Raw genomic sequence first — 22,630 nt, 5'->3', positions numbered from 1 at the left:
AGCGGGCAAAGAAAGCTGGAAATGGGCGCCCAACAGCCGAAAAACTCGATTCCGGGGCGCGTAGTTTCCGGATTGTGAAATCAAGCAGTGCTCACCTGCTCGGGCGGAAAGCATACCGTGTGTGCGGCGAGTACTTCAGCAGCCTGCTAATGCATTCTAAACTTAATTAAAAATTAATTATTTCAGATTTTATTTATTTTAAATTCTTGGATCGGATGGAAGTTAACGGCCAATACATAGGTGTTTCACATGACAATCAGACGACACCGTTGCAAATATCGCACGCAAGCATAAATATAAGCTCGGCACTCTCTTGAAACGCCGATAATGTTGCACAACACAAGACCAAGCACAAGTAGGGGCCTTAAAACGTCGCAGCCCGGTATCGGTGCGCACAAATGCAGTGCATTAGCCAAAATTACCTGTCGGAATTCGACGATGCAGGCGCTGCATATGGCCGTGATGTTGTGATGTCAATAGCCGTAGTCGGCTCCCCATCGCGGATCCACAGCACGGCGATTTTGAAGCACGACCGCGTATGCGAGGTCCCGCCCTCCTTTTCGATTCGCCGGTGCCAATGGGCAATAGAGTTCTTAGTCGGTGTTGTCCTTTAGTGCAATTTCTGTTTCGACCGTTGTGCCACAGGAGCTACCATGATGAAATCGCTTCGCACCCTTACCATTGCTGCCTTTGCGCTCGCTGCTCTTCCTCATACGGCGTTGGCCGCCGATGCGCTGCCCTCCTTTGCTGGTGACCAATCGCAGACCTCAGTCTCCGGCCTATCATCGGGCGCCTTCATGGCAATCCAGTACCAGGTCGCATACTCGAGCTCGGTAGTCGGTGCAGGCGTCGTGGCGGGTGGGCCGTATTATTGTGCAGCTGGGAACATTCTCAACACAACCATCTGCATGGGGCAAGTGCCGTTCGTGCCACCGAATCCAGCGTTGATGGTAGCCGCCGCGACGGGTTTTGCGTCGCTCGGTCAGATCGACCCCCTATCGAATTTGCAGAAGGCCAGGGTCTATGTATTTAGCGGAACCAAGGATACCGTCGTGTACCAGCAGGCAGTCGACGCGACAGTGTCGTTCTTCAAGGAGGCCGGCGTTCCTGCGTCTAACCTGCAGTACGTGAACAACGTGCCGGCCGGCCACGCATTCATCACGCCAGCGTTCGGCAACGTGTGCTCGGATAACGCATCTCCATATATCAGTCATTGCGCGGTCGGCAAGCAAAAGTACGATCAGGCCGGCGCGTTGCTGCAGCAGATCTACGGCACGCTGAACAAGCCGGCGAAGAACCTGTCAGGGAGAATCGTGCCGTTCAACCAGCGCGAATTCGCGACGACCGCGACGGGCATGGCGGATACTGGCTTCGTCTATGTGCCAAATTCATGCGCTCAGGGGGTAACGTGCAAAGTCCACGTGGCATTCCATGGGTGCAAGCAGTCCGAAGCCGTTGTCGGAAATGATTTTTACGCGAAGACAAACTACAACTACTGGGCGGACACGAACAACATCCTCGTGCTGTACCCGCAGGTGAATTCGTCTACGGTTCCCTTTAATCCGCAGGGCTGCTGGGACTGGTTCGGTTATACCGGCTCCGATTACGCGCTGAAATCGGGGTCACAATTGAGCGCAGTAAACGCCATGGTCGGCAGGCTGCTCTCAAAGCCGTAATGCACGGCGGCTGCCAATGCGCCCTTGGTGTTGCCTGTCGCGGCTGGCAACACCAGAGTTTGCACCCGACAATGAGAAATGAGCCCAGCGCTCAAGCAACAGCTCGCGCTCGCGCTGGTGCTAGTGAATGTTGGTGACGTCGATGAACCGGTCAGCCATTTGGAAATGACTGGGCGATTAGCCAAGCGTCCTGTCGAATGCCGGTTTGCTGTACTGGGGTCCGATGTGTCGTTCAACTTTCCTTTGTGTTCGTGAAGCATGAACAACACAGAATATTGAACGAACGCCCAATGTATGGACGTGTTCTACGTCTCCGGCTCCGATCAACTGGCTACTCTGACATGGCGCTGGCTCTGCTGGCTTGCCGGGCTGGCGAGAACGCTTGCCCTCCGGAAGACGATTCGACAATTACGCGGTGCTGCCAGTCATCACCAAAGTCATAGTGATATTCGGATTCGGTGGCCGAGCCGAGCGCACGGTTCAGCCGAGCGCCCTTCTCCGACCGCAGGCCTTCATCCAGTCGCTAGTCGCTGTTCGACAAAGGTATCAGCGGTGGCTGGCAAGCCCGACAGCCCGAGATACTTGGCACGGTCGCGCTCCCACTCCTTGGCGGGGATGAGCATTTGGTCGCCATCACGAAAGCGCATCGAGTGGTCAATGCCGTGTGGCCCACCAACGCTCAGCCCATCCTGGGCCATCCGGATGCGGAGCCAGGTGATCGCTTGCGCGCGCTCGGCCACCGCAGCCACGCCAGCACAAAGCGTGGTGTATCCCACCCAGAAATGTTCCACGGTCTGTCCGGCGTTGACCGCCCGCTGCTGCCAGTCGGCATGGCGCCCCCAGACCGGCGGTACGCGCACCGGGATGTCATCCTCGCCCGGCAATACATTCCGCCACGGAATAAATCACCACCGATATTTCATTTTGGCCCGGGACCGACGCCGGCCATACTGCAGGCACCAGATGGCACGCCGCAAGACACGGCGCCCAAGAGGGGCGCCTTGCCGGCCCGGACAGAATGCCGCTCCAGCACTACCCATCCCCTGGAGGAATACCCCGATGACTTCGTTTGCGCGCCATCCCCTCGCCACCCTTGCGGGTGCCGTCCTCGCCGTAGCGGCGTGGATGCCTTCCGCTCATGCCGCCTGGCCCGAGCGGCCCGTCCGGCTGATCGTACCTACCGCGCCGGGCGGATCGCCCGACTTGCTATCGCGCCTACTTGGCAACGAACTGTCCAAGCGGCTGGGGCAGCCCGTCGTTATCGAGAACCGTCCCGGCGCCAGCGGCAACATCGGCATGCAAGCGCTCTTCGCCGCCACGCCCGACGGCTATACCATCGCCTACGGCAACAACGCCACGCTCGCCACCAACCGCGCACTCTACGGCAAGTTGCCCTACGACCCAGATAAGCTGGTGCCCTTGATCGGGCTGGTGACCACCGTCAACCTGCTGGTGGTGACGCCGACACTTCCGGTGAAATCAGTGCCGGAGCTGATTGCCTATGCGCGCAAGCATCCTGGCGAGCTGTCGATGGGTTCGGCGGGCAACGGCACCACAGGCCATCTGAGCGGCGAACTGTTCAAGACCCTGACCGGCGTCCAGATCGTCCACGTGCCATATAAGGGCAGCGCGCCCGCCATCCAGGATCTGCTTGGCAACAATGTGCAACTGATGTTCGACAACATCCCCTCGATCGGGCCCAGCGTGCAGGCTGACAAGGTGCGCGCGCTCGCGGTGACCTCACTCAAGCGCTCGCCGCATTTCCCGCAGGTGCCCACGCTCGATGAGGCCGGCGTGAGGGGCTACGAAATGACCGCCTGGAGCGGCCTGGTGGCGGCGCCCGGGACGCCCGCCGAGGTGATCGCACGGCTGAACCGCGAAGTCAACGAGATCCTCAAGGAGCCGGCCTTCCGCGCCCAACTCGACAAGCTCTCGTTTGAGCCGCTTGGCGGCACGCCGCAGCAGTTCCAGGCCCTGATCTCATCCGAGACCAGGAAGTCTGCCGAGGTGGTCCGCAAGAGCGGCGCCCGGATCGATTGAGTGCACTTGCCATGACCGTCATGACCGAATCCTCCGACTTGCCGACCTTTGACCTGCTAATCCGCGGCGGCGACCTGATCGACGGCACCGGCGCGCCGCGCCGCGCGGCCGACATCGGCATTCGCGACGGCCTCATCGCCGCCATTGGCGACCTGTCGGGCACCGGCGCGCGCGAAACCATCGACGCCACCGGCCTGGTAGTGGCGCCAGGCTTCATCGATAGCCACTCTCACGACGACTGGATGGTGTTCAGTTCGCCCGCGATGGCTGCCAAGGTCACGCAGGGCGTAACCACGGTCATCACCGGCAATTGCGGCATCAGCCTGTTCCCGCTGGTCACCGAGGAGACGCCACCTGCCCCGCTGAATATGATGCGGGGCGGTTACCGCTTCGATTCGGTAGGCGCCTATCGCCAAGCCTTCGCACAGCAGCCGGCGGCAGTCAATGTTTCGGTGCTGATCGGCCAATCGACACTGCGAGCCCGGCATGTTGCCGACTTGCAGCGCGCGGCCAATGACGAAGAAATCGCTGCCATGCGCGACGACGTGGCGCGTGCCATGCGCGAGGGTGCCATTGGCGTGTCCACCGGCACCTTCTATCCGCCTTCAGCAGCGGCACCGGAGGAGGAGATCGTGCGCATCTGCGAGCCACTCAAGCAACACGGCGGCGTCTACGTAGCGCATATGCGCGACGAGAGCGACAAAGTCAGCGAAGCCATCGATGAGACCGCCCGCATCGGCCAGGCGCTCGGCGTGCAGACGGTTATCTCGCATCACAAGCTGGTGGGCAGACGCAACCATGGCCGCAGCCGCGAGACCCTGGCCAAGGTCAGCGCACTGTCGCGGCAGATGCCGCTTTGCATGGACTGCTATCCCTACGCGGCGTCGTCCACCATGCTGCGTCCCGAACGCGTGGAGCAGTGTGAACGCATCCTTATCACTTGGTCCGGCCCACATCCAGAAGCGGCGGGACGCTACCTGGAGGACCTGGCACAGGAATGGGGTTGCTCGCGGCGCGAAGCTGCCGATGCCATGGTGCCAGGCGGTGCGGTCTACTTCATCATGCACGAGGACGACGTCCGCGACATCCTCAGCTACGCTGACACCATGGTCGGCTCCGACGGCATTCCCTACGACGAAACGCCGCATCCTCGCCTGTGGGGCACATTCCCACGCGTGCTCGGGTTGTATTCGCGCGACCTCGGCCTGTTCCCGCTGGAGCGTGCGGTGCACAAGCTGACCGGCCTCCCGGCGCAGCGCTTCGGGCTCGAGGGGCGCGGCGTGCTGGCCGCGGGCAACGTAGCGGACATCACCGTCTTCGATGCCGCACGCATCGAGGACCGTGCCACCTTCGAGACACCGCAGGCGTCCTGCGTGGGCGTGCACCATGTACTGGTAGCGGGGCAGCCGACGCTCGTTGACGGGACGCCGACAGCGCAGCTCCCCGGGCGCTTTGTGACGTCGATATTGGTGTCGACCACGCCACACGGCTAGCGCTTCCTGCGCGCCGCTCCCACGCGCAACACATCAAACGCATCGACGCCGGAATGCTAGCGTCTTCCGGCGTCCTGCATGCTGGCCGCCGACACACAAGAGCTTCCAATGAACCTGCCAATGAAGAACCATTTGAGCCGCCTGTTCCTTGCCACGACCTTCCTTTCCGTATCGGTATCGCTAGCCGCCATAGCGAAAGTGCCCGCCTCGGCCTCCAGCACGCGCGACGACGTTTTCGAGCACTCCATCGACGAACTCCAGGCAGCGCAGGCCTCCGGCAAGATAGACTCGCGCCGCCTAGTGCAGGCCTACTTGGCCCGCATTGCCGCTTACGACCAGGCTGGCCCCGGCTTGAACGCCGTCCTGCGTCTCAACCCTGCCGCGCTGGCGCAGGCCGACGCGCTCGACCGCGAACGCCGCACCAAAGGCCCGCGCGGCCCGCTGCATGGCATTCCGGTGCTGATAAAGGACAACTTCGACACCGCCGACATGCCGACCTCCGGCGGCGCGCTGGCGTTGGCCACCCTGCAACCCGCCGCCGACGCGTACCAGGTTCGCCGCTTGCGTGAAGCCGGAGCGGTGATCCTCGGCAAGACCGCCATGCACGAACTGGCGGCTGGTATCACCACGGTGTCGTCGTTGACCGGCGCCACTCGCAATCCATATGACACCACCCGAGTGCCTGGGGGCTCTAGCGGCGGAACAGCAGCCGCTGTGGCCGCCAGCTTCGCCGCGGCCGGCATGGGTTCGGACACCTGCGGCTCGATCCGTATCCCGGCCGCAAACCAGAATCTAGTTGGCCTGCGCGTAACCGCCGGGCTGTCCAGCCGCGCTGGCGTGATGCCGCTATCATCGACGCAGGACGTGGCCGGCCCGCTGGCGCGTACTGTGACCGACTTGGCGGTAATGCTAGACGCCACAGTCGGCGCCGATCCAGCCGACCCGGTCAGTGCCAACTCAGCCGGCCATATTCCCACCAGCTACCGCGACTCCCTGCGTGTCGACGCACTCAAGGGTGCCCGCATTGGCGTGCTGCGCAGCCTATTCGGAAATGCTCCGGAGGATGAGGAGATTGGCGGAATTGTGCGCAAGGCGGTGGACGCAATGCGTGCGCAGGGCGCCGAGGTGGTGGACGTGACGGTGCCCGACCTAGACGCACTGCTGGCAGACAGCAGCGTGATTGCCTACGAGTTCAAGTTCGACCTGGCCGACTACTTGGCGCAAGAGCCGAATTCCCCTGTGCATTCACTCAGCGACATTCTCGATCGCGGGCTACAGCACGTTCAACTGGACGCACCGCTGCGTCTGCGCAACCAGCCCCCCGTACGCGACAGCGAGGCCTATCGCCAAGCGCTTGCGAGGCGCGCCACGCTACGCGCGTCCGTGATCGCCGCGCTGGCTGCGCAGAATGTGGATGCGCTGGTCTACCCCTCACTGCGCCGCAAGCCTGTACGCATCGGCGAGGCCCAGACCGGCGCCAACTGCCAACTGAGCGCGAGCACCGGTCTGCCTGCCATCGCCGTGTCCGCTGGCTTCACGAGCGACGGCGTGCCGGTCGGCATGGAAATGCTGGGCGGCGCCTTTGCCGAGCCGCGCTTGCTGGCGCTGGCCTATGGTTGGGAGCAGGTCACACAGCCACGTCGCGCTCCGTTCAGCACGCCGCCGCTGGTGGACGGCCGCGCGCCGCACCCGCTGCACGGCGACGTGCGCATCGCCCAAGGGCATGGTGCCACCGCCGACGTGCGCCTGCGCTACAACTTACTCAGCGGCGAGTTGCATGTGACCGCCCGCGCACAGCGGGCGGCCCCGTCCGACGTGATCGCCATTACCCTGCAGCGGGGAGACGGCGAGCGAGCGGGCCCGGTGCTGGCAGTACTGACGCGCAGCGGCCAGTTGAACGGTGACACCTCGCTGACCCTGCGTGGCCAGGACCGCGAGGACCTGCTGGCCGGCAAGCTCTACGTGCATCTTTACACGCGCGCCTCGCCGCTCGGAGCTGGGCGCGCACAAGTTCGCTTGATGCCCTGAAGATGTCGGAAGTACGCTTCCGACAGGGCGCGCGCGGCACGTGTCTCGCGCGCCCTGTACTATGATGTCCGATCATTCGCGTCACCATTGGCGGCAATGGCCGATTGCCGCCCAGGAACCATCAAATGAGAAGCACCAGCGGCAGGCACCTGCCCGCCCTCACCCATCTGGTAGCGTTCGAAGCCACGCTACGCCTCGCCAGCGTGACCGAGGCCGCCGAGGAGTTGTGCCTGACCCAGAGTGCTGTCAGCAAGCAACTCACGGAGCTGGAGGACTACCTTGGCCTGCCGATGCTGAAACGTCGCAAGGGCTCAGTGACACCCACCCAGGCTGGAGAGCAATACCTGCACGCGGTTCGGCGGGTCATCGCCGATCTGGAGGAGGCGACCCTAGAAGTGATGACGGGTCGCGGCCGCGGAGGGCGGCTCGATATCTCGGTGCCGGTGTCGTTGGGTAATATCTGGCTACTGCCTCGCCTGCTGCGCTTTGCCAAGCAGCATCCCCAGATCCAGGTCAACGTCACCACCAAGGTCGGCCCCGTCGACTTGCGCGCCTCCCGCCTCGACGCCGCCATCATGTACTGCGGTGGTCCTGCCGAAGGCCACTTCGGCGTCAAGGTGATGCCGCTAGCCCTGTTCCCCGTATGCGTGCCCGAACTCCTCCAGAGCGGCGAGAGCGGCGAGGCCGCGCTGCAGCGCCTGCCGCTGCTGCACCAAACCGCCGCGCTGGAAGCTTGGACCGCCTACTTCCAGATCATCGGCATTATGCCCCCGCGCGTGCTGCGCGGCCCTCGCTACGCGCTGCTGACCATGGGCTTGCAGGCCGCGCTGGGCGGGATGGGCGTGGCCCTGCTGCCAGAATACGTGACCGGCGAAGACCTGGCCGCCGGGCGGCTCGTGCGGCTGTTGCCAGCCACTTATATCTCGCCCAAAGCCTATTACTTCGTCTGCCTGCAGGAGAAGTGCAACAGCCCCGCCGTCCAAATTTTCATTTCGTGGCTGCTACAGGAAACCGGAGGAAGCGCGCAAGACCAAGCATCCGACGCGGACAGCCTTGGTGACCTGCCGACGTCACTCTCCCTGTAGGTTTGCTAAGGCAGTGGGATCGGTTAAGCGAACAATGTTCAGAGTTGAGCGAATTTAGACAATCTATAATAATGCCAGTCCTCGTGGACTTTGTTGAAAAGATGGGCATCAGTCCCGCACACGAAGTTCTGCGGCATGCCGGCCAGTTTGCGCCGCTTCTGGACAACGTTCTGCAGTCCATGACGGTTGCAGCCGAAGACAGGCTATGGCTTCTTACCCGGATGAGCTACTTCATTGGTGAGTACTTTGCCCAGAAGTATGGCGGCTGCTGGTACGTAAATGAGGTCCCGGAATCGCAGTACTTTGGCCACTACGTTATTGGGCAATTTGCCTGCCTTCGCCCCTGATCTTCGATGATGCGATTCCTACTGCAATGAGCAAGAACAAGTTCAGAATCGTATTCGACACCAATACCTTCTCCCCTGGGAATTTCGAGCTCCTTGACCTATCTCGGGATCAGAAAGACATGACAATAGAACGCACGGCTGTCTATCGCTTCCGCGCACGCATCGTCGATCGCTTCTCCAAGGGTCGGGCCTTTTTGGTGGGCGACGCTGCGGGCAAGCCGGGCGCGGGCCTCGGGAGACGCACGAAAGGCAGGGCGGACATTCGTGGGAAGACATATCGGACCGGATTGTGCCGGGGGCCGCGCCTGTCAACTGGATCGCGGTCGTGCGCCTTGATCGCACGGTGCTTCACGATGGCCCTATTGAAGCGCTTGATGACGTCGTAAGAGAGTCGCTTGCGATGCTGGGCGCGGGCAGCCCCCTGCCAGGAGGCTTGTCACCAGCCTTGCGCACCGCAAGCTGACATCAATTTGCCAGAGCACCCCCTGCTCTGAACCAGCACAGCACAACTATTACAACGGGAGACAAAAAGGTGAGAGTTCCTTCAGTCGTGTCCACGGTACTCGCGCTCTAGTACGAACACATTTCTCAATTTTTGAGACTATTTCGCACTTGCGATCAATCCACGTAGGAACACCATGATCAGCCGCCCCGACGGATCCAGGCGATCGGTGGTCCTTTGCAGCGCTAGCCCATGCGAAAGTGCCATGAAGGCAGCAGCCAGTTCGTCCGACGTGGCAGGRGSCGAGCGCCCGAGCTTKTCRAACAAYAGGCCGATTACGCCACCGATCTCGGACCGGTGTTTGYCCCATACCTTCYGGTACTCAGCAGCGAACGTCGGGCTGCGTTTGGCATGCAACTGCAGTTCGATGGAAAGCATGCACCAGTCAGCATCTTGATTGAGCGTAGAAGCCCAGGCTTCCAGTTCGGCCAGCATTTGCTCGAGCTGTTGCGCGTTGTTGCCCATGACCGTGGATAGCTGCAGCGCTTCTGCTTCCATGTGGCGTCGCAGCAACTCTAGCAGGATGTCCTCCTTGCTCGAGAAGTTTGAATAAAAAGCGCCTTGGGAATAGCCCGCCTTGTTCGCGATGTCACGGATCGATGCACCTCCATACCCGTTTGACACGAACAAGTGCTGTGCAGCGTAGATCAGACGCTCACGAGTTTGCGCCTGGCTTTCCTCGCGGGTCAGGCGCCTTCTTGCTGTCGTAGTGCTCATGCCCTAAAAGATATCACATGAAATTTGGATGTCGACCGTCGGGCGGGGGCGTCTGTACGAAAGTTAAACACTATTTCAGATGTCACTTGATATTTCAAGGTGTCGGATGTACATTGAAAAATCATATGATTTTTGAAATTCAATCGATATGGAAAAACACAACAGCCCAAGGTCCGCGTTCGTCACCGGCGCCACAGGCCTTCTCGGTAACAACCTTGTGCGTGAGCTGGTCGCACGCGGTGTCTCCGTCAAGGCCCTCGCCCGCTCGGAGACCAAAGGTATGCAACAGTTCGCGGGACTGAAAGGCGTTGAATTGGTGCTAGGCGACATGGCGGATGTACCCGCTTTCTCCAGAGCACTGCAAGGATGTGACGTGGTGTTCCACACCGCCGCCTTCTTTCGAGACAACTTCAAGGGCGGCAGCCACTGGAAAGAGCTCAAACGCATCAATGTGGATGGCACGCAGAAGCTTATCGAGCGGGCATACGACGCCGGCATCCGGCGCTTCGTTCAGACCTCATCCATCGCGGTGCTGAATGGCGAGCCGGGCATGCCCATCGACGAGACCTGCCTGCGTGACCTGGCAGATGCTGACGACAACTATTACCGAAGCAAGATACTGGCCGATCAAGTCGTATCGGCCTTTCTTGAAACGCATCCGGACATGCATGCGAGCTTTGTCTTGCCTGGGTGGATGTGGGGGCCTGCCGATATCGGCCCTACTTCGTCAGGACAATTTGTCAACGATGTAGTGCTTGGAAAATTGCCTGGGTTGCTGCCAGGGAGCTTCTCGGTTGTCGATGCTCGTGATGTAGCGAGGGCGCAGATTTCAGCTGCAGAGCGCGGCCAGCGCGGCGAACGCTATCTGGCTGCTGGCCGCCACATGACGATGCAGGAATTGGTTCCCTTGGTGGGGAAGATCGCGGGCATCAAGACGCCGACAAGCAACTTGCCTTTCCCACTTCTGTATTTCCTGGCGGCAGCACAGGAGCTCTACGCGAAGATCAGCGGCAAACCCATCTTGCTCAGCTTGGCGACGGTGAGGCTGATGCGCAAGGAGGCGGGACGCAGTCATTTCATTCACACGAAGAGCGAGCAGAAACTTCACCTGAAATTTCGCCCAGTCGAGCAAACCGTTGCCGATACGGTCGCTTGGTATCGCCACAATGGCTGGCTACCCAGTGCGTCGCCCCAATAACGCCAGGTAGACCTCTTCATCGCCCTGGTTCTGGGAGGGAGTTCCCGAACCCCAAAAAGGAAAGACTATGACGGACAAATTGATCTTGAAACTCTTGACGCTTCTTGGAGCCGTCCTTCTTGTTGCGGTTGTGCCGCGCGAATCCGCCGCGCAGGGCATCCCCTCAGTCAGGGCCGCGGACAGCATGGCCGAGTTCTGCAGGAAAGGACAGGCTGAGTACCCGGGAGGCATCGCTCGCATGCATCCTTCGTTCAAGTTCAATATCTGTTGGTGGCTCGAGGATGCTGGCATAGAGCCAAGCACATTCGATGACGTCGTTGGAACTCTGCCGGAACATGTGGGACCGTTGGAGCCGACCTGGCAAGCGACTTTTAGCAAGGCCGCTCAGATGCATCTGGAACAAGCTCACGTGGCCGAGGAGCGGGGCGACAATGCGTCCGCATCGGCCGCTTACAAACAGGCCGCTTTCTATCTGCGGATGAATCGGCTACCCAAGCRKATCCCCGCTGCAGATCTGCAGGCGACCGAACGAGCCTAYGCGGTCCTGGGAAGACCGCTCCAGCGAATCAAATTCAAGGCCGGCGAAAAAGAATTCGTTGGCTACTTCCGTGCACTGTCGACGCCAAGCGGCAGCAATGAGAAGCCGCCGGTGCTGGTCATTCTCGGCGGCCTCGACAACCTGAAGACGGAGATGATCCGGCACAGCGACTACTTCATGGGTCGCGGGTTTGCAACTCTCATCGTGGAAAATCCAGACACCGGGGAGAATCAATTGGGATTCCGTCCGGAGTCCTCTGCGATGCTTGACACGGTTGCGGACTACATCAAGACTCGCAGCGACCTGGACACAAGCCGAGTGGCCGTGTACGGCTGGAGCATGGGGGGCTATTTGGGAACACTTGGCGGGCTGCGAAACGACTTCTACCAAGCGATTGTCAATATAGGTGGCCCCAGCGATGCGAGCTTCGGACAAGTGCATTGCGAGAAAGCGCCTGCATGGATCGTCGCTCCCTACACTGTATTTGCCAACATGAATCCGCTGACGACACCTCGTCAGACGATGTGCGAATACTACGAAGCGTTCCAACTCTCACGTCAATTGAAGATGCCAACCGCGGCGCAGTTGCGCAAACCCATTCTCATGGTGAACGGCGCCCGCGAAGATCTCGTTTCCAGAGATGAGCCTACAGCTCTTGCCGCTCTTGGCTTCAATGTGACGCAACTGGTCTTTGGGGATGATGGCCACACAGCCGAATCGAACATGCGAGAGCACTTCGAGTTCACCGCGAACTGGCTCATGCGACGGCTAAAGATCGGCAATTGATTTGGCCGCTGACAATAAATCGATTAATTCGCCTCCCTGCGCAATGGGACAGAGAAAATATCCCGATGCGCCGCTGTCGTTTTCAGAAGCGACTGCACCAATTGTCTGGGGATTGCGCCCGGTGTGCATACGGCTTCTGATAGCCGAATATCAGTAGTTGTCAGCACCAATCTCGACTATGCTCAATACTCTTATGCACCAAAGCGAGGTTTGGGCATGGCGGCAGACGCACTACCGATTGCCGCGCAGGGTGTGGCCACCCTGTCCGGCGAGGCACGGGAACAGGCCCGGCATCGGACGGAAATCATCGGGCCCCTGGCGGCGCTTGAGGCAGTTGGGCATGGTGCCGCCATTGACACCACAACCGCCGCCGGCAAGCTGGTCTTCGGCATTTTCGCGGCACTGGCCGAATTCGAGCGCAGACTGGTCACCGAGCGCACGATTGCCGGCTTGGCCTCGGCGCGCGCGGCCGGAACGGCGGCCGACCGTTCAAGATGGCCGCCGCCAAGTTGCGCCTGGCGGTGGCCGCCATGGGGCAGCCGGAGACCAAGGTTGGCGATCTGTGCGAAGAACTCGGCGTCACGCGCCAAACCCTGTACCAGCACATTTCACCCAAGGGGGACTTGCGCCGATAGTTATTCCCGCGCATTACGAAGGGCCAGAACATATCCGGCTCATGCATTTACTTCGCCGCCCGGTGATTCGCATCACATTTGGAACTCCCATCTCAATTCCACTGGACGCATCTGCCGATAAAAAGGCAGCATTAATACTGTGGGGGCAAATAGAAAATGCCATGAACGCCTTAGGGAAACGCTGATTAAATCAGTGCGCGAGTCATCGCGGCATTGAGGAGGTGCATTTTCATAGGCATACCATGATACACCGACTTCATTGATCAGCGTTTCCCAACTTGGGGGATGTCTTTCTTGGGCTAGAATGTGCGTCGCGTTTAGGGCGTATTCGCTTCAGGGATGCACAAGGCCATACCTGGGACGGTGAAGGTGAGCTACCAGACTGGCTGCGACGCGCGGTGAACGCGGGCCAAACCATCGAGCATTTTCGTGCTGCCTGCTAGCTCAGAGGATCGATGAGTCGCGTATGGCGCCCTCCAAATGCAGATACACAGTAGAGACATAATGTTCGAGACGGCATCATGCCCCTAGGGCTGCAATTATCGCTGATGTGAACAACGCTGTCCGCTAGCGCTGCGATCCTTCGTCTGGCGACCGTTCGAGATACCGCAAATCTTGCGCTCAATCCTCGCATGCTGAGCGATATTCCAGCCTGCTAAGAGACAGCTGGTCATTGTTGTGCTGGCGCGAATACGTACGAAACGTCTACTGGCCGCGCATGCCCGAGTAAGGAAAACTCAATGTGTTGGATCATCGACGCCCACTGCCTTCCTGGTTCTGGAACGGGCGCACGCATATGCGCTGCCTGGCTCTGGCTATCGGACAATCGCTAAGCGACGCCTACGCCCACCACATCCAGCGCCTGATGGTGATCGGCAACTTCGCCTTGATGGCAGGACTAGACCCGCAAGCGGTGCATCGCTGGTACCTGGGCGTCTACATCGACGCGTTCGAATGCGTCGAGCTGCCGAATACGCTCGGCATGAGCCAGTACGCTGATGGCGGACGGATCACCACCAAGCCGTATATTTCTGGCGCCGCCTACATCGATCGCATGGGCGACTATTGCAAGGCCTGCCACTACGACAAGCGTGCCCGCACCGGCGTCAATGCCTGCCCCTACAACGCACTCCACTGTCAATTCCTCGATCGCCACCGGAGGCGTCTCGGCACACTGCCGCGCCTGGCCATGGCCTACCGCCAGTGGGACCGCTTCAGCACAGAAGCACGTGCCGCAGTGCGGGAGCACGCTGAACTCGCGCTGCAGCAACGGGATTCGCTATGAAGCGAGCGCATCCTCCCCGTACGCCTGACAGCAGGATTCGTCGCCAATCCGCCCCGCTTCCCAGCATTACCGGGTCTGCGGACGACGCGTTGCCGAGCGCCGCCCCGCTGCCGTCAGCCCTGGAGCCGCTACGCGAGGCAGCCCGCGCGCTGCCCCGTGCCGCTGGCGTCTACCTGTTCCATGGCGAGCGGAGCGGACTGCCGCTTTATATCGGCAAGAGCGTCGATCTCGCGCACGCGTGCTGTCGCATCTGCGCAATGCCCGGGATACGCGCATGCTGCGGCAACTGCGTCGTATCGACCATGAGCGCACCGGGGACGAGATCGGGGCCCCTCCTGCTGGAAGCGCGGCTCATCAAGGAGCAGTTGCCTCTATTCAACCAGCGCCTGCGCCGTCGGCAGCAGCTTTGTTCGCTGCGCCTCGTCGATGGCGTGCCAGAGGTGGTTTACGCGAGCCGCATCGACTTCGCCTGCGAACCCGACTCGTATGGCCTATTTTCCGGCCGCCACCCAGCACTGGATCACCTGCGGGAGCTTGCAGACGCCCAGCGCTTGTGCCTCCATCTTCTGGGCCTGGAGCCGCTCGTCGTTCGGGCCCGCAGGGAACTGCTGCGCAGCGCTTCCTCGTCACCGGCGGCAGCGGCTTTATCGGGCGCGCATTGGTATCTCGCCTGCTGATGGGAGGCCACGCCGTCACCGTGTTGTCGCGTCAACCCGCCGGCGCGGCGATTGCCTGCGGGCGCGCGTCTTACGGCCAGCCTGCAGGCGCTGCCGGCGGACGCCGTCTTCGACGTGGTGATCAACCTGGCCCCCATCCTGGGCCCGCGCTGGACGACCGGCCGCAAGCGCGTGCTGGAAGACAGCCGCATCGGCCTGACACAGCAACTGGTGGTCTGGCTGGCGACAAGGCAGCACCGCCCTCGGCTGATGGTGAGTGCCTCGGCAATCGGCTACTATGGCGCCGCCGCGCCGGGTCGTCTCGACGAGGCCAGCGCGCCGGGCAGCGACTACGCTGCGCGGCTGTGCCAGCAGTGGGAAGTGGCGGCGCGTGCGGCCTGCGCGCTAGGCATCGACACCGTCTGCGTGAGGCTCGGCATTGTTCTGGGCCACGGCGGCGCATTGCCGGCCATGCGTCGGGCCTTGCAGGTAGGACTGGGGGCGGTGATCGGGAACGGGACACAGTTGCAGAGTTGGGTGCACATCGCCGACGTGCTCGGTGCACTCGAGTAGATCGCGTGCCGCCATGATGGTCGGGGCGGCGAGGCATTGGTCTATAACGTGACCGCACCCGGCGCCTGCAGCCAGGCCGAGTTCGTGCGGACGGCAGCACGCGTCCTGCGACGGCCGGTCCTCCTACGCCTGCCCGCCGCGTTGTTCCGTCTGGTGCTTGGCGAGCAATCGGCCTTGTTGCTAGGCGACACGGAGGTCCTCCCAACACGTCTGTTGCAGGACGGCTACCAGTTCCGATTTTGCGAATTGCGAAACGCGCTTACATCTCTTTGGCAATAGAAAGACACCCCCTTCCCCTTGCCCGACCTCCTCTTCCCGCAGCGCTCGAATGGTGAGCGCGGCGCCCACACGTTTCATCGGTTTTGCAGCTAGCCCGGGCTCGCTACGTTAGCGACGGCAGTGAGATCGACTGATTCGGAACCGATATGTTCGTGAATTTCGGCCTCGTTGAATAGGCAATGAACGGTACAAGCCGATATGAGGAGAGCTCATGAATACCCCGTTGGAACAAGTCAGATGCCAGCGGCCCCGCCGACGACACCTATCTAGGGCCTGTCGCGAGTTGCCAAAGGTGGCTTCGACATCACGTCACCAATGCGCGAGTCCGCTTCTACGATTGCCGCCTTTCGGGTCGATCGTTGCCACGAACGTGTCGATGACGGAGATCGGCCCAGAAGCGGGCGGTGACTTTGATGACCTTTGGGACGTTCGAGCAACCGGAAGCTCTCGCAGCATCAGCCCCTGGCTTCCTGCAAGTCAGATGCCCTGGATAAGACTAGACACTCCAGAAACCATCTGGACGCACCCAAACAAAGCTACCACGATGGCCGACATGCACGAAAAGCTGTGCATCAATGAGATTGGTATCGCTTTCCGTACTATGGCGGTCACAGTGCACAAGCACAACCACCAGACGGCAGAGCCGGCAAACACCCCTCCGACCATAAGCGATACCGCGGGCCATCCAAGGCCATCGTGCGAGTCCGACAGCGGCCCCAGCGCCGCAAAGATCCCGATGAACGACAGAATGGTCATGGGATTGGACAGCGTAAGGCCAAACGTAGTTATGAAATCGCGAGCGACAGTTGTGCGCAGTGCTCCTTGGGAAACGGTAGAAGCAGCAGGCACTTCGCGAGCGATTCCCCAGGCCAGCCAAACAAGAAACACGCCACCGCCCATTTTCAGGGCCACGCTCAGCATCGGCAGCGCCGCTGCCAAGCCAGCGATACCGAGCGCGCCGAGCAACCCGTAGATGCCATCCGCGCTTGCTGCGCCGATTCCTGTTGCAAAGCCGGAGCGAAAACCACGGGATAGGCTGCGCTGGATGCACAACATACCGATGGGGCCAACCGGCGCGGCTATGCAAAAACCCATCACCATTGACTTAACGAACAACATGGCCTTCTCCGACGAACTGCGTTGATGTTGAGAAGCATCGTAGGCAGTTTACGATCGTGCAAAAAGCCAGTTTTTAAGAGAGAATGGTGCTTCTGCCTTAAAAACTACGGCATGATGGACGAACTGGATTGGAAGGTGCTTTCCTTGCTACAGCATCACGGACGCGTGACCTATACCGAACTGGGCCGCCAGGTCCATCTATCGGTGCCGGCGATAACGGAGCGCGTCAAGCGATTGGAAGAAGCCGGGGTCATCGAAGGCTACTCAGCACGGATCAACCCCGTCGCGGCGGGCTATGCGGTGAGTGCGCTGATCGGCATTACTGTGCCGCAACCTGCAAAAGCAAAGTTCCTCAAGTTGCTTGGCACGATCCCCGAAGTGCTCGAATGCCACCACGTAACCGGGGCGGACTCCTATGTCATGCGATTGGTGGCGGTGAGCCTGGCCGATCTGGAACGGCTGATTGAACGTATCAACTTATACGGCGAAACTCGCACGTCAATCGTGATGTCGACCCCACTAGTTGCACGGGGTCTGCAACAGCCGCCCGCTAAGCCGCGAAACTGAATGACGCGTTTACTTGGAAGCCGCCGCTTGAGCGGAAATGAGTTGATTGGCTGCAACGGGTCTAGGTTGTCCCGTATGGAGCGCCGATGTACCCGCAAAGCTGCCTTCGAAGGCGAAGCCGCACTTTGCCAGGCAGCCTACGCGTACATCTGCTTAGGTGAGAAGCTGCCAGAATCGATTCATTATTCGTCGACACCCAGGACTGATCGATGGACGCCCGTCCGGCGAGTTCGCCCACTAAATGTGCCCAGCGGCGCGAAAAAGGGGAGCCAAACACCTTGAGGCGCGCACCGTAGACTGCATCACACGCTTGAACTGGCCCCTTGATCTGGAACCAAGTATCAAACATCCCCTCCGGCGTGTTCAGCAAATCAACGCGTATTGCAAAACCTCTGTACTCTGTCGTGCGTTGCATGCTCATCTCCTCTAGTCGTTTTGACATCCTTTGCAAGATCAAGCCAAAAATCGAAAATGACATCGTAGATAGTTGGAGGCCAGGAAATCACACCCACCTGAAGGCATCGGCTTATACACAACTAGGTCGGCAGTTGCCCGATCCTGCGCCAACTGCCGTCGGTCAATGAGACAGAGCTTGGCTTGTAAACTTTGGTCTGCTCGCGTTTACTCTCGCATTTTGCGTGAACGCCTTGGCCCTGCAAGCACCGTGCTGGACGGAAACCGAATTTGCCGACCTTGACCTTGGCGACGCGCGCTTGAACCCAGCTTCGCGCCCTCGGGCGGCGCGCGGTCATGGGTCGAGCGAATCAGCCAATCCGCCGGCGTGCCCAACTCCTGCGCCCGCGCCATCAGCGCGATCATGTCGGCTTCACGATCTGCGACATACACCAGTCGCGTATGCGGCAGGCCCGACGCTGGCATTGGCTACGCAGCAGGCAAATTCCCGTTATTTGTACGCCGCGCGATGCGGAGCACCTTCGTCAACGCGGCCTAAACGTAAGTCCGCTAGAGAATCATCATGAACTGCAGCCATCCCTCGGCGGGCAAATCAGGACGATGGCATGCAGGCATGGAAAAGGAATGGTTGGCTTGCTGATGGAGCACGGCGTCGGCTACCTTATCGTGATGCCGGGAGAGCCTAGCCGCGCTTACTGCGGCGCGCTGAGATTCTCCTATCCGTATGCAACTTGGCCTTATGGATCGCGGGAGCCTTAGTCGCGGATGCAATGGTGACCGGAGCGTCCCGAGGACAGGACAGCGAGTTGGCCGTTGCGACCAACTCGTTTCTCAAGGACTGAAGCTCCTTGATATGAGCATCGATTTGTCCGATCTTGGCACTCAAGCGTTGCTCGATCTCGGCTCGGCCAAACTTGCCGTTAAGTAATTGCGGGATTATTTCTCGAATCTCCGCAAGCGAGAACCCGAGCGTTTGCGCGCTACGGACGAATTGAATGCGCCGGATGGCCTCTGCGTCGTATGAACGATAGCCATTGTCCAGCCGGGCGGGTGGCTCCAACAATCCCACCTTTTCGTAGTGGCGTAGGGTATCCGTAGTTGTGCCAACTGCCCTCGCCAGCTCGCTGATATTCACCTACCCCCCCGTCAATGCGACATGCCTGATATTTCTTGACCTTGGAGTGTACACCAAGGTTTAAGGTACGCGTGGGATTCAATCCACAGGATCCCAGAACCATTTGAAAAAGGTGACGCCATGCTTCGTAGGCTAGTTCTTCTATTGCTGTCCACCATTGCCATGCCGGCTATCGCCGCCAATGGCTCGCCACCAGGCAGCCACTCGACTTCGATCCAGCCCAAGGTGGCCTTTTCGATCATCAGAACTGCGGAGCTATCTGTTATAGAGGCTCTGGTCTACACAGGTGGGAGCTTCACTCGCAAGGTGAGCAATAACTTCTCTGCGTTCCTGGTGAAACACGGTAATGACACCTTCCTGTTTGACTCAGGGCTGGGCTCGAAGGTGGCCGATCAATATCGGAAATCTATGCCTTGGTGGCAAAGTCTATTTTTTAAATACGAGGACCCGGTCGATCCGGTGATCGACCAACTATTGCGCGCCCGCATGGAACCCGTTCAAACGATCATCCTAAGCCACAGCCACTGGGATCATGCCAGCGGCATTAGCGACTTCCCTAATTCCACGGTGCTGGTGCATCCCGCAGAACTGTCGATGATAGAGGACCCTACTGATGGAGTTGGCGGCAGCTGGCGCTCGCAAGTCAGCGCGAAATCGATCAAATGGAAAACCTTGGCATTTGAACCGGTGCCGTACAGAGGGTTCGCGAGCAGCCGGGATCTCTATGGAGACGGCACGGTGGTGCTGGTTCCTCTTCTCGGTCATACGCCCGGTTCGATCGGCATGTTTATATCAGTCGACTCCGGTACACAGTACTTCCTGGTGGGCGATGCAGTCTGGAATGCGAAGGCATTGAAGCTTGGCGGCACGAAGTTCTGGGCAGCGCGGTGGTTGGTTGATGGTGATATTGAACAAACACAAGATGCTGTGGAGCAGATTCGCGCGCTGATAGACAGACATCCAGATATTGTCGTGGTGCCGGCGCACGATGGGCACGTACAGACGTCACTGGGATACTTTCCAGCCTGGGTTGAATGAGCATTTGCCCGCCGGCGCTCGCGATCGCACCTTCTTGCCCTGAACCTCGTACGGAGCCTGGATTTCGGGACGCTCGGAAGGAGCAGCTAAGGTGCTACTCCAGCCACCGATGCGCCTCCTGGCGGCTCTGTGCTCTGCATCACGCTCGCTGCCAGAACCAGGCAGCGATCACGTCTGTTCAAGCCCGGACGGGCGCCGAACGTGGTGCGGCGCCCAGATTTACCCCTTACTTAACGCTCATTTACGCAGATCGAAGCGGCCGAGGTTCAACACCTTGACCCAGGGCAGCGACGAAGTCCTTGACGAACTTATCCGCCACGTCCTCGCTTGCGTAGACTTCGCACAGGGCCCAGAGCTGAGCATGTGAGCCGAACACCAGATCAACCCGCGATCCGGTCAACTTGACCTGCCCCGACTTACGGTCACGTCCCTCGAACACATCCCGGGCGAGCGCCTTCCATTCCACGCCCATGTCGAGCAGGTTGCGGAAGAAGTCGTTGGTCAGCGTTTCCGGGCGGTCGGTGAAGACGCCGTGCGCATCTTTCCCTGTATGGGGTAGCTTTGATTTCGGTGCAATTTGCGACGGTTCGCAAGCCCAGCATCAGTGCGGGAATGCCACCGTAAGTTATTGATTAATATAGAATTTCTGTTTTTCCATCGATCAACCGCAAACGGCGTCATTGCGAACTCGATTTCAGCACGCAGCGCTTGTTTTGGGTGCAGTTTGTGACGGCAGTAGTTGTCCGACGTAGCGCTCAACCGGGAAGCGAAAGACGGCCCGGAGATCGATGCCCTCTAGCCGTGTTCGGGCGATTGGCCCGAATGACTCGGGTGGCCATTTTTCGCGGAGCGTTTATTATTTCAAATTATTGAAAACGGATAAATATCGGAGATCCAAAAATAGCTGGATTGCAGATGTTTTCCTATTATAGGAATTCTGGCTTCTCGCTCTAGAGTCGAAAAATGAATATCCGACACTATATATAAATCCAAATCCGCTCAATTCTTGTCAAATGGAGCGGAGAGAGTAACGCTTTGCGGTCTGCTGCAGACCGAGTCCGGTCTGCGGAGCAGGCTATCATCTTGTCCAGATGAGAAAGTCACAGATAGTCACGACTGGCAAACTCGTAACTTATGCAGATATAAGAAAGTACGGCCCATCAGGTCCAAGCTCCTCTCGGAGAATTTGCCATCCTTGGGATTTGTAGAACTGCAATGCGTTAGCGTTGGCCTTGAGGCATTTGAGCGTCGGTGTGTTAGAGAAATACTTAGTACAGCTCTTCAGGAGCGCTCGACCTACCCCTTGACGTTGGGCCATTGGATGAACAAATAGATTGTGCAAAAAGCTATCAGCTTCCCAGATTGAAGCAAAGCCAAGAATCTCTATTCCTTCGATGGCTACTAGGATTTTCTCACCGCTAGTATGCACATCAAAATCTATCGTTTGGTGTAACTCGACATGATTCCAAAAGAAAGTGGCGTTCCGAGTGATCACATATAAATGTTGTAATGCCTCTCGATCAGCCTCTTTAAATTCACGTATTAAAATACTCATCCTAAATCGATACTAGGGATAAACGTCTGTTCGTGGCCGGATGCGGGCTCGTACATTCTAACCCGCCGGATGGAGCCGCCACCAGCGAGAAGGCAGAGGGCCGCTACGCGCCGACCCGGAAATGCTCCGCCGACTGCCCCGTATTGATGGCCCACTGCAGCCAGGCCGGCATCTCGCCCTGCCCGTCCCATTTCTGCCCTTCGGCGTCGCGGTAGGTGCGCGTTGGCGCGGGTGCCGGAGGCGCCGCCTTCTCGGCGAAGCAGCCGGCCGCCTGCAGGTCGATCAGGGTCAGGCCGTGCCTGGCCATTTGGACACGGATCCAGACCGTGGCTGCGGCGCGCTCAATCTCAAGAGACATAGGTATAACGTTTTGGGAGTCGGAAAGGTCCAACGATTTGGGCCGCACAATCAATCATCATTGCCGGCATTCCACACGGCCTGCGTCGCCGCCATGCGCCGCGCCGCCTCGGTGGTCACGTAGCGCGTTGTGGTGTCGAGCGAGGCGTGGCCCGCATTCTGTTGCACCACCTCGAGCGGCGCCCCGGCCGCCAGCGCATGGGAAATATGTGTATGCCGCAGCCAGTGTGTGCTAGCGGCATCCAGCCGCGCCGCGCGGGTCAGCCAGCCGCAGCGTACCAGCGCAGGCCGTGAAGAATCCCTTGATCTGCTTGGCGAGCGTGACGGTACCGATGCCGGCGTCGGCATCGACGGGGTTAGTGGCGCGCGCGCCCGCCCGCCCAGGTCGGTAGCATAGCCGAGCAAGGCGACCCCGCCCAGGACCCGGTTGGCACCCGGGTCGGCCGGATATCGTGCGCGGCGCTGGCGGATATCATTCATGCGCGAGTGAACCTGGCCTTCGTTGCCGGCATCTCGAACTGATTTTTGGAGATTCGCCGAAGACAGCTTCCGCCATTGGTTTCGAAGTCCAGCACTGGGTAACCTTCAATCCGGCGCTCATAGACAG

Annotated in this window: 22 protein-coding genes and 5 pseudogenes; 17 read left to right on the top strand and 10 right to left on the bottom strand. The window is 59.8% G+C overall.

The window, feature by feature from the left end:
- Window positions 1-656: 656 nt before the first annotated feature.
- Window positions 657-1,676, top strand: coding sequence for an extracellular catalytic domain type 2 short-chain-length polyhydroxyalkanoate depolymerase (locus AB4061_RS29185; RefSeq protein WP_441639709.1), 1,020 nt, complete (start codon window positions 657-659; stop codon window positions 1,674-1,676).
- A gap of 331 nt (window positions 1,677-2,007) precedes the next feature.
- Here the strand turns inward: AB4061_RS29185 and AB4061_RS29180 are convergent, their stop codons facing one another.
- Together AB4061_RS29180 and AB4061_RS29175 are read right to left on the bottom strand one after the other, a co-directional pair.
- A complete protein-coding gene (locus tag AB4061_RS29180) occupies window positions 2,008-2,184 on the bottom strand; it encodes an IS1096 element passenger TnpR family protein (protein ID WP_441639708.1) in 177 nt (58 codons plus the stop codon).
- A gap of 4 nt (window positions 2,185-2,188) precedes the next feature.
- Window positions 2,189-2,560: a hypothetical protein gene (locus AB4061_RS29175; RefSeq protein ID WP_441639712.1), complete on the bottom strand. Its 372-nt coding sequence runs from the start codon at window positions 2,558-2,560 to the stop codon at window positions 2,189-2,191.
- Window positions 2,561-2,735: 175 nt separating this feature from the next.
- Between AB4061_RS29175 and AB4061_RS29170 the strand changes: the two genes are divergently transcribed.
- The 5 genes from AB4061_RS29170 to AB4061_RS29150 all read left to right on the top strand — a co-directional run bounded on the left by AB4061_RS29170 (window position 2,736) and on the right by AB4061_RS29150 (window position 8,669).
- Complete coding sequence (locus tag AB4061_RS29170) at window positions 2,736-3,716, top strand: Bug family tripartite tricarboxylate transporter substrate binding protein (protein ID WP_441639701.1); 981 nt, start codon at window positions 2,736-2,738, stop codon at window positions 3,714-3,716.
- Between the two features lie 11 nt (window positions 3,717-3,727).
- Window positions 3,728-5,209, top strand: coding sequence for an N-acyl-D-amino-acid deacylase family protein (locus AB4061_RS29165; protein ID WP_441639700.1), 1,482 nt, complete (start codon window positions 3,728-3,730; stop codon window positions 5,207-5,209).
- Window positions 5,210-5,329: 120 nt separating this feature from the next.
- Window positions 5,330-7,237 (top strand): amidase, encoded by a 1,908-nt coding sequence (locus AB4061_RS29160; protein WP_441639699.1) that lies wholly within the window; start codon window positions 5,330-5,332, stop codon window positions 7,235-7,237.
- Between the two features lie 125 nt (window positions 7,238-7,362).
- Window positions 7,363-8,322: a LysR substrate-binding domain-containing protein gene (locus AB4061_RS29155; RefSeq protein WP_441639698.1), complete on the top strand. Its 960-nt coding sequence runs from the start codon at window positions 7,363-7,365 to the stop codon at window positions 8,320-8,322.
- Window positions 8,323-8,405: 83 nt separating this feature from the next.
- On the top strand, window positions 8,406-8,669 hold the full coding sequence (locus AB4061_RS29150; RefSeq protein ID WP_441639697.1) for a hypothetical protein: 264 nt from the start codon (window positions 8,406-8,408) through the stop codon (window positions 8,667-8,669).
- Between the two features lie 601 nt (window positions 8,670-9,270).
- On the opposite strand, the gene AB4061_RS29145 is transcribed toward AB4061_RS29150, so the two are convergent.
- Window positions 9,271-9,888 carry a TetR/AcrR family transcriptional regulator gene (locus AB4061_RS29145; protein WP_441639696.1) on the bottom strand — a complete coding sequence of 206 codons (618 nt, stop codon included), beginning with the start codon at window positions 9,886-9,888 and terminating at the stop codon, window positions 9,271-9,273.
- Between the two features lie 148 nt (window positions 9,889-10,036).
- Here AB4061_RS29145 and AB4061_RS29140 point away from each other — a divergent pair, with 148 nt between their 5' ends.
- The 9 genes and pseudogenes from AB4061_RS29140 (at window position 10,037) to AB4061_RS29100 (ending at window position 15,838) form a co-directional block, all read left to right on the top strand.
- On the top strand, window positions 10,037-11,086 hold the full coding sequence (locus AB4061_RS29140; RefSeq protein WP_441639695.1) for an SDR family oxidoreductase: 1,050 nt from the start codon (window positions 10,037-10,039) through the stop codon (window positions 11,084-11,086).
- Window positions 11,087-11,153: 67 nt separating this feature from the next.
- Window positions 11,154-12,410: an alpha/beta hydrolase family protein gene (locus AB4061_RS29135; protein ID WP_441639694.1), complete on the top strand. Its 1,257-nt coding sequence runs from the start codon at window positions 11,154-11,156 to the stop codon at window positions 12,408-12,410.
- Window positions 12,411-12,626: 216 nt separating this feature from the next.
- Window positions 12,627-12,827, top strand: a pseudogene (locus tag AB4061_RS29130) (hypothetical protein); the annotation flags it as partial.
- A gap of 77 nt (window positions 12,828-12,904) precedes the next feature.
- On the top strand, window positions 12,905-13,045 hold the full coding sequence (locus tag AB4061_RS29125) for a hypothetical protein (protein WP_441639711.1): 141 nt from the start codon (window positions 12,905-12,907) through the stop codon (window positions 13,043-13,045).
- A gap of 329 nt (window positions 13,046-13,374) precedes the next feature.
- A pseudogene (locus AB4061_RS29120) lies at window positions 13,375-13,488 on the top strand (H-NS family nucleoid-associated regulatory protein); the annotation flags it as partial.
- 230 nt (window positions 13,489-13,718) lie between these two features.
- Window positions 13,719-14,330, top strand: a pseudogene (locus AB4061_RS29115) (cryptochrome/photolyase family protein); the annotation flags it as partial.
- Entirely contained in the window at window positions 14,327-15,007 is a 681-nt protein-coding gene (locus AB4061_RS29110; protein ID WP_441639693.1) for a hypothetical protein, read from the top strand. The pseudogene AB4061_RS29115 and the gene AB4061_RS29110, both read left to right, overlap by 4 nt.
- A 51-nt stretch (window positions 15,008-15,058) precedes the next feature.
- Entirely contained in the window at window positions 15,059-15,559 is a 501-nt protein-coding gene (locus AB4061_RS29105; RefSeq protein ID WP_441639692.1) for an NAD-dependent epimerase/dehydratase family protein, read from the top strand.
- 48 nt (window positions 15,560-15,607) lie between these two features.
- Entirely contained in the window at window positions 15,608-15,838 is a 231-nt protein-coding gene (locus AB4061_RS29100) for a DUF1731 domain-containing protein (RefSeq protein WP_441639707.1), read from the top strand.
- A gap of 477 nt (window positions 15,839-16,315) precedes the next feature.
- On the opposite strand, the gene AB4061_RS29095 is transcribed toward AB4061_RS29100, so the two are convergent.
- Window positions 16,316-16,957: a LysE family translocator gene (locus AB4061_RS29095; RefSeq protein ID WP_441639691.1), complete on the bottom strand. Its 642-nt coding sequence runs from the start codon at window positions 16,955-16,957 to the stop codon at window positions 16,316-16,318.
- Window positions 16,958-17,071: 114 nt separating this feature from the next.
- Between AB4061_RS29095 and AB4061_RS29090 the strand changes: the two genes are divergently transcribed.
- Window positions 17,072-17,524, top strand: a complete 453-nt coding sequence (locus tag AB4061_RS29090) for an Lrp/AsnC family transcriptional regulator (protein ID WP_441639706.1) — start codon at window positions 17,072-17,074, stop codon at window positions 17,522-17,524.
- 714 nt (window positions 17,525-18,238) lie between these two features.
- Here AB4061_RS29090 and AB4061_RS29085 read toward each other — a convergent pair.
- A pseudogene (locus AB4061_RS29085) lies at window positions 18,239-18,397 on the bottom strand (IS4 family transposase); the annotation flags it as partial.
- A gap of 223 nt (window positions 18,398-18,620) precedes the next feature.
- On the bottom strand, window positions 18,621-19,073 hold the full coding sequence (locus AB4061_RS29080) for a heavy metal-responsive transcriptional regulator (protein WP_441639690.1): 453 nt from the start codon (window positions 19,071-19,073) through the stop codon (window positions 18,621-18,623).
- 120 nt (window positions 19,074-19,193) lie between these two features.
- On the opposite strand from AB4061_RS29080, the gene AB4061_RS29075 reads away from it, so the two are divergent.
- Entirely contained in the window at window positions 19,194-20,111 is a 918-nt protein-coding gene (locus AB4061_RS29075; RefSeq protein WP_441639689.1) for an MBL fold metallo-hydrolase, read from the top strand.
- A 237-nt stretch (window positions 20,112-20,348) separates the two neighbouring features.
- Here the strand turns inward: AB4061_RS29075 and AB4061_RS29070 are convergent.
- The 4 genes and pseudogenes from AB4061_RS29070 to AB4061_RS29055 all read right to left on the bottom strand — a co-directional run.
- Window positions 20,349-20,652 (bottom strand): annotated as a pseudogene (locus tag AB4061_RS29070) (catalase/peroxidase HPI); the annotation flags it as partial.
- Between the two features lie 591 nt (window positions 20,653-21,243).
- Window positions 21,244-21,666: a GNAT family N-acetyltransferase gene (locus AB4061_RS29065; protein WP_441639688.1), complete on the bottom strand. Its 423-nt coding sequence runs from the start codon at window positions 21,664-21,666 to the stop codon at window positions 21,244-21,246.
- Window positions 21,667-21,769: 103 nt separating this feature from the next.
- Window positions 21,770-22,024 (bottom strand): H-NS family nucleoid-associated regulatory protein, encoded by a 255-nt coding sequence (locus tag AB4061_RS29060; RefSeq protein ID WP_441639687.1) that lies wholly within the window; start codon window positions 22,022-22,024, stop codon window positions 21,770-21,772.
- Window positions 22,025-22,074: 50 nt separating this feature from the next.
- On the bottom strand, window positions 22,075-22,503 hold the full coding sequence (locus tag AB4061_RS29055) for a tyrosine-type recombinase/integrase (RefSeq protein WP_441639686.1): 429 nt from the start codon (window positions 22,501-22,503) through the stop codon (window positions 22,075-22,077).
- Window positions 22,504-22,630 lie beyond the last annotated feature (127 nt).

Source organism: Cupriavidus sp. YAF13 (assembly GCF_052113425.1).
Lineage (GTDB): Bacteria > Pseudomonadota > Gammaproteobacteria > Burkholderiales > Burkholderiaceae > Cupriavidus.
The sequence above is the reverse complement of the archived record's forward strand: the minus strand, read 5'-3'. Positions and strand labels throughout refer to the sequence as shown.

Bases quoted from the DNA above. Each gene is read 5' to 3' on its own strand.
- AB4061_RS29075 (WP_441639689.1), top strand. From the start codon at position 19,194: ATGCTTCGTAGGCTAGTTCTTCTATTGCTGTCCACCATTGCCATGCCG.
- AB4061_RS29090 (WP_441639706.1), top strand. From the start codon at position 17,072: ATGGACGAACTGGATTGGAAGGTGCTTTCCTTGCTACAGCATCACGGA.
- AB4061_RS29125 (WP_441639711.1), top strand. From the start codon at position 12,905: ATGGCCGCCGCCAAGTTGCGCCTGGCGGTGGCCGCCATGGGGCAGCCG.
- AB4061_RS29110 (WP_441639693.1), top strand. From the start codon at position 14,327: ATGAAGCGAGCGCATCCTCCCCGTACGCCTGACAGCAGGATTCGTCGC.
- AB4061_RS29060 (WP_441639687.1), bottom strand. From the start codon at position 22,024: ATGTCTCTTGAGATTGAGCGCGCCGCAGCCACGGTCTGGATCCGTGTC.
- AB4061_RS29155 (WP_441639698.1), top strand. From the start codon at position 7,363: ATGAGAAGCACCAGCGGCAGGCACCTGCCCGCCCTCACCCATCTGGTA.
- AB4061_RS29095 (WP_441639691.1), bottom strand. From the start codon at position 16,957: ATGTTGTTCGTTAAGTCAATGGTGATGGGTTTTTGCATAGCCGCGCCG.
- AB4061_RS29165 (WP_441639700.1), top strand. From the start codon at position 3,728: ATGACCGTCATGACCGAATCCTCCGACTTGCCGACCTTTGACCTGCTA.
- AB4061_RS29185 (WP_441639709.1), top strand. From the start codon at position 657: ATGAAATCGCTTCGCACCCTTACCATTGCTGCCTTTGCGCTCGCTGCT.
- AB4061_RS29055 (WP_441639686.1), bottom strand. From the start codon at position 22,503: ATGAATGATATCCGCCAGCGCCGCGCACGATATCCGGCCGACCCGGGT.
- AB4061_RS29065 (WP_441639688.1), bottom strand. From the start codon at position 21,666: ATGAGTATTTTAATACGTGAATTTAAAGAGGCTGATCGAGAGGCATTA.
- AB4061_RS29160 (WP_441639699.1), top strand. From the start codon at position 5,330: ATGAAGAACCATTTGAGCCGCCTGTTCCTTGCCACGACCTTCCTTTCC.
- AB4061_RS29170 (WP_441639701.1), top strand. From the start codon at position 2,736: ATGACTTCGTTTGCGCGCCATCCCCTCGCCACCCTTGCGGGTGCCGTC.
- AB4061_RS29140 (WP_441639695.1), top strand. From the start codon at position 10,037: ATGGAAAAACACAACAGCCCAAGGTCCGCGTTCGTCACCGGCGCCACA.